At 46.1% G+C, this 16,240-nt stretch carries 18 protein-coding genes and 1 tRNA gene; 16 read left to right on the top strand and 3 right to left on the bottom strand.

The features are described from left to right. The 10 genes from A37S_RS24550 to A37S_RS0112075 all read left to right on the top strand — a co-directional run. A partial coding sequence (locus A37S_RS24550) for an IS30 family transposase (RefSeq protein ID WP_036602356.1) occupies positions 1 to 275 on the top strand: 275 nt, incomplete at its 5' end. A 110-nt stretch (positions 276 to 385) separates the two neighbouring features. Then, positions 386 to 457 (top strand) — tRNA-Glu (locus tag A37S_RS0112110). Positions 458 to 705: 248 nt separating this feature from the next. Further along, on the top strand, positions 706 to 1,971 hold the full coding sequence (locus tag A37S_RS24545; RefSeq protein WP_245586372.1) for a site-specific integrase: 1,266 nt from the start codon (positions 706 to 708) through the stop codon (positions 1,969 to 1,971). Then, positions 1,968 to 2,678 (top strand): RpnC/YadD family protein, encoded by a 711-nt coding sequence (locus A37S_RS24540; protein ID WP_245586371.1) that lies wholly within the window; start codon positions 1,968 to 1,970, stop codon positions 2,676 to 2,678. Before A37S_RS24545 ends, A37S_RS24540 begins: the two co-directional genes overlap by 4 nt. A gap of 17 nt (positions 2,679 to 2,695) precedes the next feature. Next, a complete protein-coding gene (locus A37S_RS27995) occupies positions 2,696 to 2,851 on the top strand; it encodes a hypothetical protein (protein ID WP_245586370.1) in 156 nt (51 codons plus the stop codon). A 274-nt stretch (positions 2,852 to 3,125) separates the two neighbouring features. Beyond that, on the top strand, positions 3,126 to 3,347 hold the full coding sequence (locus A37S_RS0112095; RefSeq protein WP_028297210.1) for a hypothetical protein: 222 nt from the start codon (positions 3,126 to 3,128) through the stop codon (positions 3,345 to 3,347). Positions 3,348 to 3,459: 112 nt separating this feature from the next. After that, positions 3,460 to 3,822, top strand: a complete 363-nt coding sequence (locus A37S_RS0112090; protein WP_245586369.1) for a PadR family transcriptional regulator — start codon at positions 3,460 to 3,462, stop codon at positions 3,820 to 3,822. Then, on the top strand, positions 3,819 to 4,409 hold the full coding sequence (locus A37S_RS0112085; RefSeq protein ID WP_028297208.1) for an HAAS signaling domain-containing protein: 591 nt from the start codon (positions 3,819 to 3,821) through the stop codon (positions 4,407 to 4,409). The genes A37S_RS0112090 and A37S_RS0112085 overlap by 4 nt, the downstream gene beginning before the upstream one ends. 65 nt (positions 4,410 to 4,474) lie before the next feature. Further along, complete coding sequence (locus A37S_RS0112080) at positions 4,475 to 5,806, top strand: serine hydrolase domain-containing protein (RefSeq protein ID WP_028297207.1); 1,332 nt, start codon at positions 4,475 to 4,477, stop codon at positions 5,804 to 5,806. Positions 5,807 to 5,906: 100 nt separating this feature from the next. After that, a complete protein-coding gene (locus A37S_RS0112075) occupies positions 5,907 to 6,533 on the top strand; it encodes a hypothetical protein (protein WP_028297206.1) in 627 nt (208 codons plus the stop codon). An 8-nt stretch (positions 6,534 to 6,541) separates the two neighbouring features. Here the strand turns inward: A37S_RS0112075 and A37S_RS24535 are convergent, their stop codons facing one another. Together A37S_RS24535 and A37S_RS0112065 are read right to left on the bottom strand one after the other, a co-directional pair. After that, entirely contained in the window at positions 6,542 to 7,099 is a 558-nt protein-coding gene (locus A37S_RS24535; RefSeq protein WP_051293082.1) for a DUF4372 domain-containing protein, read from the bottom strand. 227 nt (positions 7,100 to 7,326) lie between these two features. Next, positions 7,327 to 9,693, bottom strand: a complete 2,367-nt coding sequence (locus tag A37S_RS0112065; RefSeq protein ID WP_028297205.1) for an ABC transporter permease — start codon at positions 9,691 to 9,693, stop codon at positions 7,327 to 7,329. A gap of 423 nt (positions 9,694 to 10,116) precedes the next feature. On the opposite strand from A37S_RS0112065, the gene A37S_RS0112060 reads away from it, so the two are divergent. Further along, entirely contained in the window at positions 10,117 to 10,311 is a 195-nt protein-coding gene (locus A37S_RS0112060; protein WP_028297204.1) for a hypothetical protein, read from the top strand. After that, a complete protein-coding gene (locus A37S_RS0112055; protein ID WP_028297203.1) occupies positions 10,311 to 10,583 on the top strand; it encodes a type II toxin-antitoxin system YafQ family toxin in 273 nt (90 codons plus the stop codon). The genes A37S_RS0112060 and A37S_RS0112055 overlap by 1 nt, the downstream gene beginning before the upstream one ends. A gap of 410 nt (positions 10,584 to 10,993) precedes the next feature. Here A37S_RS0112055 and A37S_RS0112045 read toward each other — a convergent pair whose 3' ends face one another. Next, positions 10,994 to 11,836 carry a helix-turn-helix domain-containing protein gene (locus A37S_RS0112045; protein WP_028297202.1) on the bottom strand — a complete coding sequence of 281 codons (843 nt, stop codon included), beginning with the start codon at positions 11,834 to 11,836 and terminating at the stop codon, positions 10,994 to 10,996. A gap of 114 nt (positions 11,837 to 11,950) precedes the next feature. On the opposite strand from A37S_RS0112045, the gene A37S_RS0112040 reads away from it, so the two are divergent. The 4 genes from A37S_RS0112040 to A37S_RS24525 all read left to right on the top strand — a co-directional run bounded on the left by A37S_RS0112040 (position 11,951) and on the right by A37S_RS24525 (position 16,133). Further along, a complete protein-coding gene (locus A37S_RS0112040; RefSeq protein WP_028297201.1) occupies positions 11,951 to 12,895 on the top strand; it encodes a polysaccharide deacetylase family protein in 945 nt (314 codons plus the stop codon). Positions 12,896 to 12,934: 39 nt separating this feature from the next. Continuing rightward, positions 12,935 to 14,023 (top strand): SMP-30/gluconolactonase/LRE family protein, encoded by a 1,089-nt coding sequence (locus A37S_RS0112035; RefSeq protein WP_028297200.1) that lies wholly within the window; start codon positions 12,935 to 12,937, stop codon positions 14,021 to 14,023. A 193-nt stretch (positions 14,024 to 14,216) separates the two neighbouring features. Next, the gene (locus tag A37S_RS24530; protein WP_211229781.1) at positions 14,217 to 14,627 is read left to right on the top strand and encodes a hypothetical protein; all 411 of its coding nucleotides are present in this window, start codon (positions 14,217 to 14,219) and stop codon (positions 14,625 to 14,627) included. Positions 14,628 to 14,861: 234 nt separating this feature from the next. After that, positions 14,862 to 16,133 (top strand): TolC family protein, encoded by a 1,272-nt coding sequence (locus A37S_RS24525; protein ID WP_245586368.1) that lies wholly within the window; start codon positions 14,862 to 14,864, stop codon positions 16,131 to 16,133. The last annotated feature ends 107 nt before the right edge of the window (positions 16,134 to 16,240 follow it).

The following is a 16,240-nucleotide window of genomic DNA, read 5'->3' as shown; positions in this document are numbered from 1 at the left end:
AGTTCGCACGGCACAAGCTCATCGCAAAGAAACTGGAGGCCGATTTCTTCTTCGCCCACCCCTATTCCTCTTGGGAAAGGGGACTCAACGAATACACCAACAAGCTTATCAGGCAGTATATACCGAAAAAGCAGCCCTTTGAACAATTCAATGAACAGGATATCAGAAAGATACAGCACAAAATCAATGCAAGGCCAAGAAAAAAACTAGATTACCAAAACCCCAAGAGCATTTTTTATGCTACCTTAGACCAAAATGTTGCATTGGTGAGTTGAATCTACCCTGATGAAAATATTTTAAAAAACTTTTTGAAATATAAATCTAAGCTGTATTTTTGCAGTCCCGAAACGAGAAGACTTCTTTTACGATTAAGGGATAAAATAATGGCCCGTTCGTCTAGGGGTTAGGACGCAAGATTTTCATTCTTGAAACAGGGGTTCGATTCCCCTACGGGCTACACATCTTGAAGTCAAAACATACAAAAGCCTGCAAATTAAACGTTTGCGGGCTTTTTGTTTTTACAGCATCCTGATTCATTCAATTATTCGCATAAAAACAGTGAGTAATTCAGTGAGTCGATTCCTAACCTACCGCTACTCACTGAAAGTGCATTAAGTTGTTGAACAACAACCTGTTCAATAACTAAACATCTTGACTACCATAGGCTGCAAGGCTAATTTTGTTCACCATAAATGATGTATTATCATGAGTACAAATTATTCCTTGCTCTTCTACTTGAAGAAACCAAAAAACTATGTGGGTGGTATGAAACCCATCTACATGCGTATCACCGTGGCCGGTGACCCCAAGGAAGTGTCCACCGGCCGTGAGTGTGACCCCTCACGGTGGAACGCCAAGGCCAACCGTGCCAAGGGCACCAAGGAGGACATCCGTGGCCTGAATGCCTACCTCGACACGCTGGAGCGAAAGGTGGCCGATGCCCACCTGCAACTCGTAAAGGACGGCACGGAAATCACCGCCGAATCGCTGAAACTGAAATACCTCGGCAAGGACGTGCAACGGCGGTATTTGATGGAAACGTTTACCGAACACAACCGGAAGATGGAAGCGTTGCTTGGGAAAGGTTTCAAACCCAACACGCTGAAAGGCTACAACACTTCTGTTGCACACCTGACCTGCTATTTGGAAAAATGCTATGGTGAAACGGACATCGAGATCCGGCACATCGACCATGCGTTCATCACAGGTTATGAGTTTTTCCTCCGCTCTGACATGGAATGCAGTGCGGTGTCGGCGGCCAAGTACATGAAACACCTGCGTAAAATCATAAACCAGTGTCTTGCACACCGATGGATTACGGGAAACCCCTTTGCGTTCTACAAAACGAAGGCCAAGCCAAGGGAAAAGGAATTTCTGACGCCCGATGAACTGGACAGGATAGCCCAAAAGGAATTCTCCATAACAAGGCTCTCTCATGTGCGCGACATCTTCGTGTTCTGCTGCTATACGGGGCTGTCATACGCCGATGTGCGGAAACTGCAAAAGTTGGGCATCGCCAAGGGTATTGACGGCAGATTATGGGTGTTGACCAGCCGGGAGAAAACGGAAACTTCCTCCAACATCCCGCTGCTTCCGCAAGCCTTGGAAATCATCGGACGCTATACGGACTATCCCCCATGCGTAGCAAAGGGGCTGGTACTTCCGGTATTGAGCAACCAAAAGATGAACAGCTACCTGAAAGAGATTGCCGACCTGTGCGGCATCACTAAAAAGCTGACATTCCACATGGCGCGGCACACATTCGCCACCACGGTGACATTGGCCAACAACGTGCCGATAGAAACTGTCTCAAAAATGCTGGGCATACCAATATCAAGACCACCCAACACTATGCCAAGCTGCTGGACGCGCGGATCGGTAGCGACATGGAGGCCTTGCAGAAGCGGCTTGCCGGAATGTGACCGAAAATTATTCATATTTTTACCCGTGTACAACCGAGCAAAACAATGAAGCAAAAAGACGATTACTTATGGAAAGGGATTTTGGAAGACGTTTTTGACGATTTCCTCCGCTTCCTCCATTCTGATGCCGACAAAGTCTTCGATTTAAACAGGGGCATCACGTTCCTCGACAAGGAGTTGGAGCAGTTGTTCCCACCGGAAGACGATGAGTTTGCCCCCAAAGTGGTTGACAAGCTGGCACAGGTCTATACCTATGACGGCACGGAGGAATGGATTTTAATCCATGTGGAAGTTCAGGGAAGCTATCGCAAGGATTTCGCATTACGGATGTTCACATATTATTACCGGATACTCGACAAATACCACAAACGTATCGCTGCCTATGCCATCCTTACGGAAGCGAGCAAAAAACCGAGACCGAATACCTATGAGGAAGAATTTATGGGAACAGGTATTTCGTATAGGTTTAATATGTACAAAATTGCCGAACAGGACGATGAAGCCCTTTTGGCATCCAACAATCCGTTTGCGTTGGTCGTCTTAACTGCTAAGGCGGCATTTGTCGGAAAAAGTCTGAATAACGACAGTCAAAGTGATGAGGTCTTATTGCAGGTAAAAATCCAGTTGGCCCGTGAATTGCTTATTCGTAGAATAGCCAAGGGAAAAATCAGGGGGTTGATGAATTTCCTGCGCTACTACGTGCGTTTTGATAGTTCGGAAGTAAATACTATCTTTGAACAAGAAGTAGAAAATTAACAGAAAGGAGGCAGACTATGGGTATAGAAGAGTTATTATTGGACAGGGCAAAGAAGAAGGGCAAGCACGAAAGTTTAATTGCTGTTGCCCGCGAAATGAAAAAAGATGGCATCTCTATCGAGCAAATAGTCAAATTCACCAAACTGTCCATTAAGGAAATCGAAAAGCTCTGATAGAGTTCTTACAATATAAAGCAAGCCATCCCGCAAACGGATGGCTTTTTTCATATCTCCCAACCCTTGCACGCACCAAGGCATTTCACATGTTACATTATTTGTTTTTCAATGGCCATGTGGATTATTCATGTGGTCTGTTTTCAGCGGCAGCATGAATAATTTCACCGCTTAGGCCACCAGGAACGCAAGGCGGGGGAATCGGGTCAAGGGCGCCGGAGGGCGCCGCTTTTCCTCTTCCTCGACAATGCCATTTGGAACGACAAAATCAACTATGGGCAACGAGCCGCGATACTCCGAAAAAACCCTTGTGGGCGGCCCCACCGAACAGGGCACCGCCCTGCGGTACTACAAACTGTTCAACAGCACCGGAAGCACCGAACTGCGGAAGTACGATGCCGACAATGAGCACAAGGTGCTGGACTACCTGAAAAGCATCTGCCCCGGTGTGGATTTCCCCAAAGGGAAATTCATCAACAGTATCAGGAAAGCATAGGTACTCATCGGTTTACCCCGACATCCATTTGCAATACTTCTCCCTATCAATCGAACAAAATGGGGTTGGATTCCTACCACCGACATCTTAACATTTAATACATTGCAATACTATGTATTTTATCTATATTTGTCCCGTGGATAGTGAATTTGTCAATAAGTGGAAGTCACAGGTGAAAAAGGGAACCCTTACCTTCATCATTTTAAACCTGCTTAAAAAACAGGAGTATTACGGCTACGATCTGATTGAGCAGATCAGGCAACATACGGCGATGGAAGTGGCTGAAGGGACACTATACCCCTTGTTGAACAGGTTGAAAAACGATGGCCTCATTTCATCCAAGTGGGTGGAGCAGGCATCGGGTATACCACGCAAATACTATGCATTGGCTGATGAGGGGAGAAGAAGCCTCACACAGATGCAGCATTTTTGGGAAGATTTGGAAAACGCAATAAAACACATCACGGAAAAATGAAGATACCAACCTTTCAACAGGATGCCACGGTAAAACTATACCAGCACTACATCAATCGCGTAAAGCGAACGGTAAAAACACTACCCTGGCGTGACCGTGATGATGTACTCATGGAAATCAACAGCCACATCCATGAAGGTATGCAGAAGGCCAACGAAACCCAAAGCGAAACCGAAGCATTACAGCTTATCCTTGACAAACTTGGCAAACCGGAAGTTGTCTTCAAACCATTGGTCGCTGAGCGGAAACTCAAACAAGCCACCATCACCTTCAATCCCCTACATGTCATGAAGGCATTGGCCCTGAATATTTCCAATGGTTTCATATACTTGGTGTTTTCATTGCTATACCTGTTGCAGTTAACGTTCATATTCATGGTCGGTGCCAAGTTGGTGTACCCGGACCAAGTAGGGCTGTTTTTCAAAAACGGGAATTTTCACTTGCTGGGTATCGCAGCCTTTGATGTCCGGGAGCGACAAGGCCTCGAGGAAGTATTGGGCAACTGGTTTATTCCGGTAATGCTGGTGGCTACAGTCCTCTCTTATCTGTTGACCACACTTCTGCTACGGTTGAAACGAAAGAAATAAGTTAATTTTTTTATCTATATACATACCATTACTATGTATTCTGTCTTTAATAAAACCCTACTATTATGCAAGCATCAATTAGAACTACCCTCTTAACGCTGGCTATCCTCATATGTGCAGGCAAGCTATCGGCCCAACCTACGGGCCTCGAAACCATTGCCCGGAAATACGAACCGTTTTACGAATCGGTCAATGCGCAGATGGGCATCCTCATCAAAAAGGGCGGCAGCATGGAGACAACGGGTGTCAACTATCCGAGTGATGTAGCCGATGTGGTCTTCAATATCGGGAGTGCCACCAAAACATTCACTTCGGTACTCATCTTGCAGGAAATGGAAAGAGGAAACCTCTCGTTGACGGACGGTCTCGGAAAATTTCTCGATCCCATCCACAACGTGGATCCGGCCATTACTATCGAACAGTTGCTCCGCCACCAAAGCGGCCTGGGCGAAGTGGTGGGAAGGGAAACCTGGGATGCGTACAATATCCCCCACGACAGTATTCTGCGACGTGATTTCCTTGCCGATATACCCCCGATGAATACTGCTATGGTTGGCAAATTCCGATATACCAACACCAACTACCTCTTATTGGGGCGCATCCTCGAAAAAATCAATGATGTAAGTTATTTCGAGTTGTTGAAAACACGCATTTTTATCCCCTGCGGCCTACAACATACCTATCCATACCTATCCCGTGGCATACCCAACCTCTTGCACCCCACGGACGAGGCGCAAGAACAGGACGTGTTCGAGGGCATCAACTACAAGTACTTTGCCGACTTCTGCTATGCGGCGGGGAGTATTGCGTCCACGTTGGCCGACATGGCCACGTTTTACCATCACCTATATGAAACGGAAACCTTTATAAGCAGAGAAACGTTTAACCAGATGATTGATTTCAAGGGCGGCACATATGGATTGGGCATCGAACGTTTGGACGAGGATGGCGAAAGCAAACGGTTCATCGGCCACGGCGGGAACAATTACGGCTACATGTTCCGGAATTACTATTGTCCCGAAACCGGGGAAATGGCGCTCTATTTTGTAAACCGAGTCAGGAACGTCCTAAAAAACGCGTTGATTGAAGACCTCCTTGCTTACCTAGATGACCGTCCGATTGCAGCATTCCCTCCAGCAAATGGTCTGGCAACAGCATACAGCGATCTGCTCGGGGAATACTCCTTGGAGGGTGTCGGTATGACGTTCCGCCTCAAAGGGGATCAGGGGCTCATCTTTTTGGTAGCGGACGGTATGAGAGCCCCTTTGATGGAGTCGGGGGAAGGGGTATTGTCGGATTTCACCTCTGGTATCACGTTGACAAAAGATGTTTCCGAACCTTCGCGGTTGGTATTCAAACAGGGCGGGCATACGCTACATGCCAACAGGAGAGAATAAAAAAAGTGGCGTTTCGCAGGATATTCCCGTCTAATACTACATAAATTGTATATGTACATCGGAAACTTTTATCCTTATAAACCATGAAACACAATAAACCATGAAACACATTTCTTTTTTCTTTACCGTCCTTTTCCTTGCCGCATGTCCCAAGAATGACATTGGCCCGATGGGCCTCAAACACGGGCAGGAAGCCGAAGTATCCATTGACCACCGATATTGGGCAATCAACGACCGACCGCTGCTATTGCCCAATAGGCAACCATCGGAATATTCCCTGCATGGATTCAACGAACGGGAACCGGGCTATACCTACCGCGTAAGAGCCAAGGTACACATAGACAAGAACGACCCGCCCATCCAAGACGCCATACCATACTGGCTTGACTTCATGGAAGTCATCAGCGAAGAAAAATACGCGGGTAACGAGCCCTTTGAAATAGCCCTTATCCAGTCTCATGTACCGGGAGGGCCGGTGATAATGTTAAGGGAATACGATGGCCAATACCATTTTATCCCTGAAAAGCTAACCCTCACACATGCCGATGAGAAAGTACGGGAACAACTGGAGGAAATATGGCAACACAATGAAGAAATACTCCAAAGCTATATCACTGACGGCGTCTATATTGAGCCAAAGTGGAAGTCCATCCGGGCGACCGTCACCCACGACCCTGAAAACTTCGGAAAGGCTTATTTGGTGTCGCATATCGAATTTACCGAGTAGCGCACCTGTCAAGAACCAAACCGCGTTTCCCTGTTCGGCTTGCAGCATGTTTCCCAATGCACGGAGTATGTGGCAGGCCGAACGATAATGAAATAGTGACCAATCCCCCATTGAATCCCCCGAACATTGCTCCATACAAATACGTTTGATATGGCGCAGATATTCACAAGATCAATGGTCGTGGAATCGAACAGATATACCTGTGAATCGACACCCAGATCTACATCATTCTTGCATTTGGATCTGGCCACAGTGATCATGTGATAGGCAAACTCCTCAAAGATAAAGCTGGCACGTTTGGCATTCGCCTTGGCCAGATTGCTTCGGGTGATCTGTTTGCCCAGCCCCAAATGGTAGGACTTGCTGCTATGGGCATCCAGCACGAGCATCAAATCCCGTAAACTATCACGGTTGGACAACTGGCCGAACATCATGCACAGCAACTGATTCCAACAAGTGAAATGCTTAACATACCTGTTGCCATCGTGCCGTTGCACGATAGTATCAAACACACGTCGAGGAAGAAATTCCGTCAACTGTGCGAAAACGTATTTGCCTTGATTCATCTATACCGCGTTTTGCGGTGAACCTAAACAAATTCAAATCGTCACGCGTAAAAAATCATCACAACAATCAGATTATCAAGAAGTCAAAGAACAATTTAAATAGTTTTAGTAGACACTAATGAAAATGCTTAGGTGTTGACAACAAAATAAGCGTATTACCTTACCTATTGTGCAACTATTCCATTCGTAGAGAGTCCATTATGATATCTATCTTAGATCTCATAAAATTATTCGTCCCGTAAACTATTGACGGGGTTGGCCACTGCTGCTCTGATCGCTTGCCAACCCACCGTTAGCATGGCGATTGCAATAGCCGCGAATCCTGACAATACGAACATCCACCATTGGATTTCCACACGGTAGGCGAAACCATCCAACCATCGGTTCATCCCCCACCATGCCAGTGGTGAGGCGATGACGATGGACACAAGAACCAATTTGATGAAATCCGTGGATAAAAGGCGGACTATTTGACTGACCTTAGCCCCTAACACTTTTCTAACGCTAATTTCCTTGACTCGTTTCTCGGCCGTAAAAGCGGCCAGCCCAAATAAACCTAGGCACGAAATCATAACTGTCAGCACGGCGAAGTACCGTGACATGATTGAAACCCGTTGCTCAGCCACGTATTGCGCCTGGTAGGCATCATCCAAGAACTGATATTCCATGGGAAAGCCGGGATTGAACGTGTTGTACAGGTTTTGTAACTGTGTCAAGGTTTCACGTTCCCTACCTGCTTCGATTTTGGCCATCAGCTTATGAGTCCATGTGGGCTGCAAGACAAAGAACAGTGGCGATACCTGTTCATGGAATGAAGCGAAATGAAAATCGCGCACGACCCCGATGATTTGTAACTGTGTGCCTTGTATACCAATAGTTTTACCGACAGGGTTTTTCAGACCCATCGCCTTGATCGCTGCTTCGTTGAAGATAATTTTGCTGTCTTCGGAGCCGTAGTCTTCGGAAAACATCCGTCCCTCGGCCATGTCCACTCCCAGTAACTCGATCATACCATAGTTCACCGGCCGCATTTCGAATATGATCCGTTCATCGGGGGGTTTTCCTTCCCATTCATCAATTGTCCATGAGTTTTGACGGCCTCCCACAATGCTCTGCCCAATGCTGGATGCATTAACAATTCCGGGAATGCGGCGCACCTCAGACAGAAAAGTTTCCAGATTTTCCTGAACTTTTCCTTCAATGTCAAACGAGACCACGTGTTGTTTGTCGTATCCGAGGTGTTTGGTCTGAATGTAGTCAAGTTGACTGTATACCACCAATACCACTATGATAAGGGTAACGGAAAGCGTAAATTGGAAGACTACCAACCCCTTCCGGGTCCAAAGCTCTCCTGCGGTATGTGCAATCTTGCCTTTGAGAATAGCAATCGGGCTAAATCCGGAAAGGTATAGTGCTGGGTAACTGCCTGCTAAAAGACCGGCCAGTACCGTGATGCCCAATATGCCGCCAATGAGCAATGGGTCTATTGCCAGAGTGAGCTGTTTCCCGGTAAGAACATTGAATTGCGGAAGCAGCACCAAAACAACCAACAGTGCGATGATCAGTGACGCGAACGCCATCAGCATTGATTCTCCTATATATTGTCTTACAAGTGTGGCCCTTGGAGCGCCAATCGCCTTTTTGACACCGACTTCTTTCAATCTTCTGGATGCTTTAGCAGTAGACAGGTTCATAAAATTGATGCAGGCAATGACGAGGATGAAAGCAGCCACTATAATAAACAATCTTACATAAGTAATCCGTCCCCCAACCTGTTTGCCCTGTTCGTAGTTACCATATAGGTAATTGTCGGCATAACGATGGGCTGCAATCGTTATGTATTTGCTGAAAGATGGGTCGGTTTTATCTTTTTGGAAATTTGCTATTTTCCGGTTGAACTGTTCGATGTCGGTGCCTTGCTTCAATAACAGGTAGGTTTGGACAGTATTATAGTCCCAACGGCTTACGTTCGGATTGGCCTCGATATAGGCTTCTAATGATAACACAGCATCAAATTGGGCGGAAGAAATAGTGGGTACTGTTTTAAAAACACCGGCAACCTGCAAGGATTCATCCTGCTGGAACATAACAGTTTTACCTACTACATCGTCAACCGAATGGAAAAGAGACATTGCCAACGTTTCTGAAATCACTACGGCGTTTTTAGCTAACAGGACTTGGTCTTTGTTTCCATGGATCAACTCATAAGAGAATATCCGAAAAAAGTCAGGGCCTGCATACTGAACGGTAGCTCTGATCTCTTGCTCATCCACGGATAAAATTTTGGATTCAGGTCTGATCTTTGCGGCAACAGCATGCTCCACTTCAGGCAGCTGTTCGGCCAAGGCTTCCGCCAGTAATCCCGAAGTGTGTGCCCCAACATTAGGGCTGATGGGATTGTGGCTGTGTTCCATCACTTGGTATAGTCGGTCAGCGTATTCGTGAAAGCGATCCACACGCAATTCGTCCGTTACCCAAAGAAAGATTAATGTGGCACATGCCATACCCGTCGACAATCCGATCAAGTTGATCAGCGTAAACATTTTGTTTGCACGCAGATTCCTTATGGTGATCTTAAAATAATTCCCCATCATCGATTTTTGATGTTAGATTTCAACATTAGCGATATAAGAGAACTTAATGATTCTCAAATAGATCAGCAATGATTTTTTTTAACGTTCAGACATTTTCAATAAAACGGCCAAATACATAAGTTTCTTGTTTTCAGATTATTGTTGTTTTTGTCGCCTTGGTTGACGTGTTCGTAATCGAACACCTGTTGTTCGGATTCGTACAATTATTTACTTTCGGGAGTAGACGTTGCAATCAATCTTTATTATTACACCCCCTCACATTTGTGGTCTGCGAACCTCCACCTCTCTTGGTCTCGGCTGTTCTCGCTTTGGGCATTTACCGTGAAAAGTTGATGTGATAAACAGGTTTTTTCTTTTGCCATTCGATAGCGAACAATTTTATTTTTGTGTAACTTTGAGGTAGTATCATTAAAATGTGCGGACATGGAAATTACAATAAAAATAGATAAGCGAAGTAAGCAGGCAAAAGTATTCTACGAATATCTTAAAACGCTTCCTTTTGTAGAGCTTGAAGAACCTCGTTACAATAAAGATACTGAAAAGGCTATAAAAGAAGCCAAATCGGGCAAGGCGACCAAAACCACCCTTGAAGATTTTAGAAAAGAACTTTATTCGTAATGTATCAGCTTGAACAGACAGGGAAGTTCAAAAAAGATATTAAACTCGCAAAGAAGCGTGGTTTGGATATGCGACTTCTTGATGAAGTCGTTACCCAATTGGTTGAAAAAGGCTCACTCCCACCAAAGAACAAACCGCACAAGTTGACGGGTAATTACAAAGGGTTTTGGGAATGCCATATCGAACCCGATTGGTTGTTAGTTTGGGAACAGGACGACACCATAAAGCTCATTAGGCTAACAAGAACAGGCACACACAGCGACTTATTTTAGATTTCACTTTGGTTGTCTAAAAAGAACCACAAAAAGAACCCCCGAATTTTAAAAACCACTGTTTTTGTCACGATAAAGCCATATTTTTAATCCCCCTACGGGCTACACATCTTGAAGTCAAAACATACAAAATCCTGCAAATTAAACGTTTGCGGTTTTTTTTTGTTTTACAACATCCTGAATTGCTCTTCTACTTGATCCGAACCTTTCACGACAGTGAAAGCTCCATCGGGCCTATAAAAAACGAGCAAAAGGGGCAAGACTGGAAAAGACAACTACCTCAAAGCAGGTAAATAACCGTCAGCAAATCTCCTGTTTCGGCGTATGGGCAATACCTTTGGACGCCACAGGATATATATTGCTCTAGCTCCCTTAGCGTTTCTGTAGCAGTATCAAATAGAATCTTGTCATCATTTTGCAGCTGTTTCATTTACCCACTCACGATATTTCTGCGGGCTACTATTTTTCCTTTTTTTGAAGAAGTGGGTTAAGTGACTCACGTCCTTAAAACCGTATTCGTAGGCAATCTCGCTTATGCGGGCATCGGTGTATTGCAGTTTGCGCTCTATCATTTCCAATTTGTACGAGGCAATATAGTCTCGGATGCTATGCCCAAACTGTGCTTTAAAGTACTCGCCGATGTAGTTCGGGGAAACGCTGAACGAAGATGCAATTTTTTCCAATCGAAGCGCCTCTGGTTTTCGGATATGCTGCTGTATGTAGTCGATGATCAGGTTGGGATTTTTGTGGTCAGAGATTCTTTCTGCCTGAACGGAGTTCATCAGTAGAATATTTCGTGCTGCCACGGTGATCAGCATATGGATGAGCTGATTGACCAGCTCGCTATTTTTCAACGTTCCCTGCTCCCTGAGCAGTGCCTCGGCAATGGAACGCACCAGGGGTTTATCCTCCATGTTTTTGAGAATACAGCCCGGCAGGTGGTTGTGGTTGTGGAAAATATACTCCAGTCGGTCACGCCATTCCCTGCTTTGCGTGTTCAGGAAAGTCCTGTTAAACCGCAATATGAAAAAATGAGTGGTCTCTTCGATTTCAAATCCATGCGTATCTTGCGGGAAGACCAGAAAAAGCTTATTGGCGGCATAAGGTAGGGCGTGCTGGTTGATGACCTGCGTACCGCTCCCTTCCAGAACAAAAATCATTTCAAAGAAAGTGTTCGTATGCTCGGGCATCGCATAGGATGCTGATTTTACAGATGTTATTTCAAACGGTTTGTACAGGTTTCGGACTTTCATCCATCAAAAATACAAATCATTCCTTGATTTATACATATATTTCTTTTTAAAAAATCCAAGCTTTGAAAGCAGCAAATAGGCGACAAAGACAAATTTAATAAAATGAAAAAAGCAATGAGTTCAAGACGTGATTTCATCAAACAAGGCAGTTTGGTCGGTTTGGCCGGGATGGTAAGCCCATTGGGAGCGCTGGCTGCCGTGCAGCAGACAGGCTCAAACCGCCAAAGCACCGAATGGGCGGATGGCTCACGACTTGTCGTCTCCGTGTCCATGCAGTTTGAGGCTGGCGGGCAGCCCGACAATGCGGAAAGCCCTTTCCCGCAAAACATGGAGGAAGGTTACAAAGATTTGCCCGCCGAGACTTGGTACCAATACGGTTACAAAGAAGGCGTGCCTAGGATGTTGGACAATTGGGACAAGCTGGGCATCAAGGTGACCTCGCACATGGTGGGAACTGCCGTGCTGAAAAATCCGTCGTTGGCAAAGGAGATCGTGGACAGGGGACACGAGGCCGCTGCCCACGGCATGAACTGGAGTTCGCAGTACAACCTGTCCTATGAAGCCGAGAAAAAATTCGTCAAGGACGGGGTGGATGCCGTGAAAAATGCAACCGGCTTCACGCCCATCGGGTATAACGCCAACTGGCTTCGCCGCGGCGAAAACACGCTGAAAATCTTGCAAGAGTTGGGTTTTAAATATCATATCGATGATTTGAGCCGTGATGAACCTTTCATCATTCAAGTGAACAATACCGATTTTGTAATTGTGCTTTATACGCTGCGTTGCAACGATATTATGCTAATTGAAGGCAAAAACTTTTCGACTGATCAATTCTTCAACCAGGTAAAAGCCGAATTTGATCAGCTCTATGCCGAAAGCGAATTCAAGAGGAGGCAGCTTTCCATTAGCTTTCACGATCGGATAGGCGGTACGCCACAAATGGTCAAAACGGCGTATGATCTGATCAAATATATCCAGGGTCACGAAGGCGTCTCTTTCAAACGAAAAGATGAAATCGCGGAACTGGCCTTGCAGGACAAAACCACGATTCGGGAATGATTGTTACAATCTCATAAATCATTAAATAAAAGTGAAAAAATGACAGGAAAAAAAATCATTACCATGCTGGTGCTATCTGTAGCCTTATGGCAGGGCGATGCCTTTGCCCAGACCACGACATACCATAGCGAGAAATTGATTCCCGTCGTAGATTTAGGTCCCTATCAGGCAATCGGAGTGGGCGTATCTTCACAAAACCGCCTATTTGTTTCTTTTCCGCGCCGTGGTGGCATTTACCGGTACGGCCTCGCGGAAGTAGTAAACGGTCAACTGACCCCATTTCCCGATAAGGAATGGAACGAGGCAGATGCAGACAGTAAAAATGGTTTCGCAAGCGTACAGGACCTGTTTGTGGATGCTCACGACCACTTGTGGGTATTGGATTCCAAACCCGCCGGCGGTTCCGGTGAGGGCAAGTTCAAGCTGCTGGACATCAATTTGAAAGACAACCGGGTAGAGAAAACATACCATTTTGAAGATCTGGACAAGGCGCATTCGGCATTAAACGATATACGCGTGGACACCGAGAAAGGGTTGGCCTATTTGTCCGACCCGGGATTGGCAGCCATAGTCATATTGGATCTAAATACCGGCAAAACACACGTAGTATTGGAGAAAACGCCCTTTACCTCGGCAGATCCAGACATTATACTCGCTTACAAGGGCACGGAGATGCGTGACCAAAGCGGAAAACCTTTCTCTTCTCATGTCAACGGCATTGCCTTGACCAAGGATTTCAGCTATTTCTATTTCAAACCGATCAATCAGACGCACTTGTATCGCATTGGAACCGAGTACCTTGCTGATCCCTCGCTAAGCCAGCAGGAACTAGCCGCCAAAGTAGAAGATGTGTGCGAAGTTGGCGTCACGCACGGCCTGGAAGCAGATGCCAAGGGGAATATTTTTCTGACCAGCTCGTTGGATTATTCGATCAAGTACCTGAGTCCCGACGGAAAACTTCACACCCTGGTACAGGATGACCGCCTGCTGTGGCCCGATTCCTTTGGAGTGGGAACGGACGGCTACCTGTACTTTTCCTGTGCGCAGTTGCAGCAGGAGGCAGCATGGAACGGTGGCGTGAACAAAGCCCAGCTGCCGTATAGGATTTACAAAGTGAAATTGCCGTAAATAAAACAATAGATCAGATTAAAAAATAGCCATACAAAACAGCATTCATGCGAGAACAACAAATTTCTCGCTCCCTTTATTCATCTGTATCCCGGAGCTAATGGTTCAACGGAAATGAAATCGTCGCCAGTATGGCGTATATAAAGAAAGAAAGTAAGGATAGTAATATGCGTCCATCTCAAAAAAAGACAATATGAAGCAATCAATCTTATTGGTCATCGCAATAACAATGTATATATGCTCATTTGCGCAGGAGCAATCTGGTATTCCCTATGCCGCCAACGACAGTGTGATGGTCACCGTGGTGCTGCGCCACCTGCAGGAAAACCCGGTCGATAGTATTCAGATGCGTATCATGAAACAGGGGTTCTATGAAAAGATAAGCCAGAGCCACGCACGGATTTTATCGTGGAACGTGGTCATGGGTATCGGACAGATCATCACGCTACGCTTCAAGCCGGAATATACACGGGAGGTCAACCAAGTATTCGAAAGCGGGGCCTGGGGTGGATTCAGGACCGAGTTTTATCCCAGTTACGATTTTATGCCCATATATCCCGTGATGCTGGAGAAAGAGAAGAAGATAAATTCATCAAAAAACTAAAAACCTCTCACAGATACCGCAGATGGGCACATAAAAGACCCGATCAAATCCCTGTGATCAGTGAGAAATAAAAAACGAAACAGCGACCTACAATCCTTGTTCATTTCCCTTAAATTTACAAATCATTCCTTTATTTATACATTTTTTTCCATTCAAGAACTCCCAATTTTGGAGTGGTTCCCTTTCAACAATGGGATTAAGGTTACAAGAACAATAATAAAAGAAAAAGTGCTTATGAGAGAAAAGCTCATTGTAGTGTTTCTGCTAATGATTGTTTTCGGGGCATCAGGCCTTTCGGCGCAGCAGTACCTTTCCCTTGAAAAAGCGATAGACACCGCCATCACGAATTACGGTACGATCCGTGCCAAAGAAGCATATACACAGGCGGCGCTCACGAGGGTGGAGCAACAGAAAAGAGCTTATCTCCCCAACCTTTACCTCTCTGCACAGAACAATTTCGGTACGGTGAACGGGCAGAACGGGCCACTGTATGCTTTTGGTGGACAGGCGCTTGCTTCTTCCGGATTGCCCCTGGCGGAACAGAACTGGAATGCCGCATTCGGGGCCCTATACCTAGCCAATTTCAACTGGGAGTTTTTTACGTTCGGCAGGGTGAAGGCAGGGATCCAAACGGCTGAGGCCGGCACGGTAAAGTACCAGAGAGACCAGGAACAGGAAGTCTTTAACCATAAGATCAAAGTCACTTCGGCATACCTCAACCTGGTGGCCGCACGTAAACTTTCCGATTCCTATAGAAAGAACCTGGAAAGAGCGGATACACTGTACAAAGTGGTAACTGCCCGTGCGCGTTCCGGACTGATTGCCGGCGTGGATTCCGTGCAGGCAAAAGCCGAAGTTTCGAGTGCGCGAATACAGTTGACCCAAGCGATAGATAAGGAACAGAGACAGGCAAAGGATCTGGCCGTTTTACTGGGCATATCGAACAGTGAATTTGTGCTGGATTCCCTTTTCTTTCAGAAAGCACCATCCATCCCGCTAGAGAATGAACAGGTCGATCCTGAAAGCCACCCGCTGACACTGTGGTACGCAAGCCGTATCACCGAAGCGGAGCAGCAAAGGAAATACCTGAAGAGAACCAATTACCCATCCCTGATTCTCGGTGCGGCCTATCAGGCTCGGGGTTCCGGTTTCTTCAGTAACTATGCCCAAGATCAAACGGCATATACCCAAAATTACCTGGACGGAATCAACCCTGTCAGGGGCAATTATGTGGTGGCCCTCGGCATCACCTGGAATTTTACGCAACCTTTCCGGACCGCTTCGCTTGTCAAGGAACAGGATTACCTGCTTTCTGGGCTACGGGCCGAGCATGACATGACCAGACAGCAGCTCCATGAAGAACTCGCACTATCTGAACGGAATATCGCAAATGCACTCGCTACCTACCATGAAGTGCCTACCCAGCTCGAGGCGGCATCGCTTGCCTATCGGCAGAAAAGGGTGCGCTACGAAAACGGGCTGACGGATCTGGTGGATGTTTCCTAGTCGGCTTATGTATTGATACGGGCAGAAACAGACAGGGATATTGCCTACACCAATTTGTGGCAGGCCTTGCTGCTCAAAGCCGCCGCAACAGGCGATTATGATTATTT

This window comes from Olivibacter sitiensis DSM 17696 (assembly GCF_000427965.1).
Classification (GTDB): domain Bacteria; phylum Bacteroidota; class Bacteroidia; order Sphingobacteriales; family Sphingobacteriaceae; genus Olivibacter; species Olivibacter sitiensis.
This window is presented reverse-complemented; position numbering and strand designations above follow the sequence as displayed.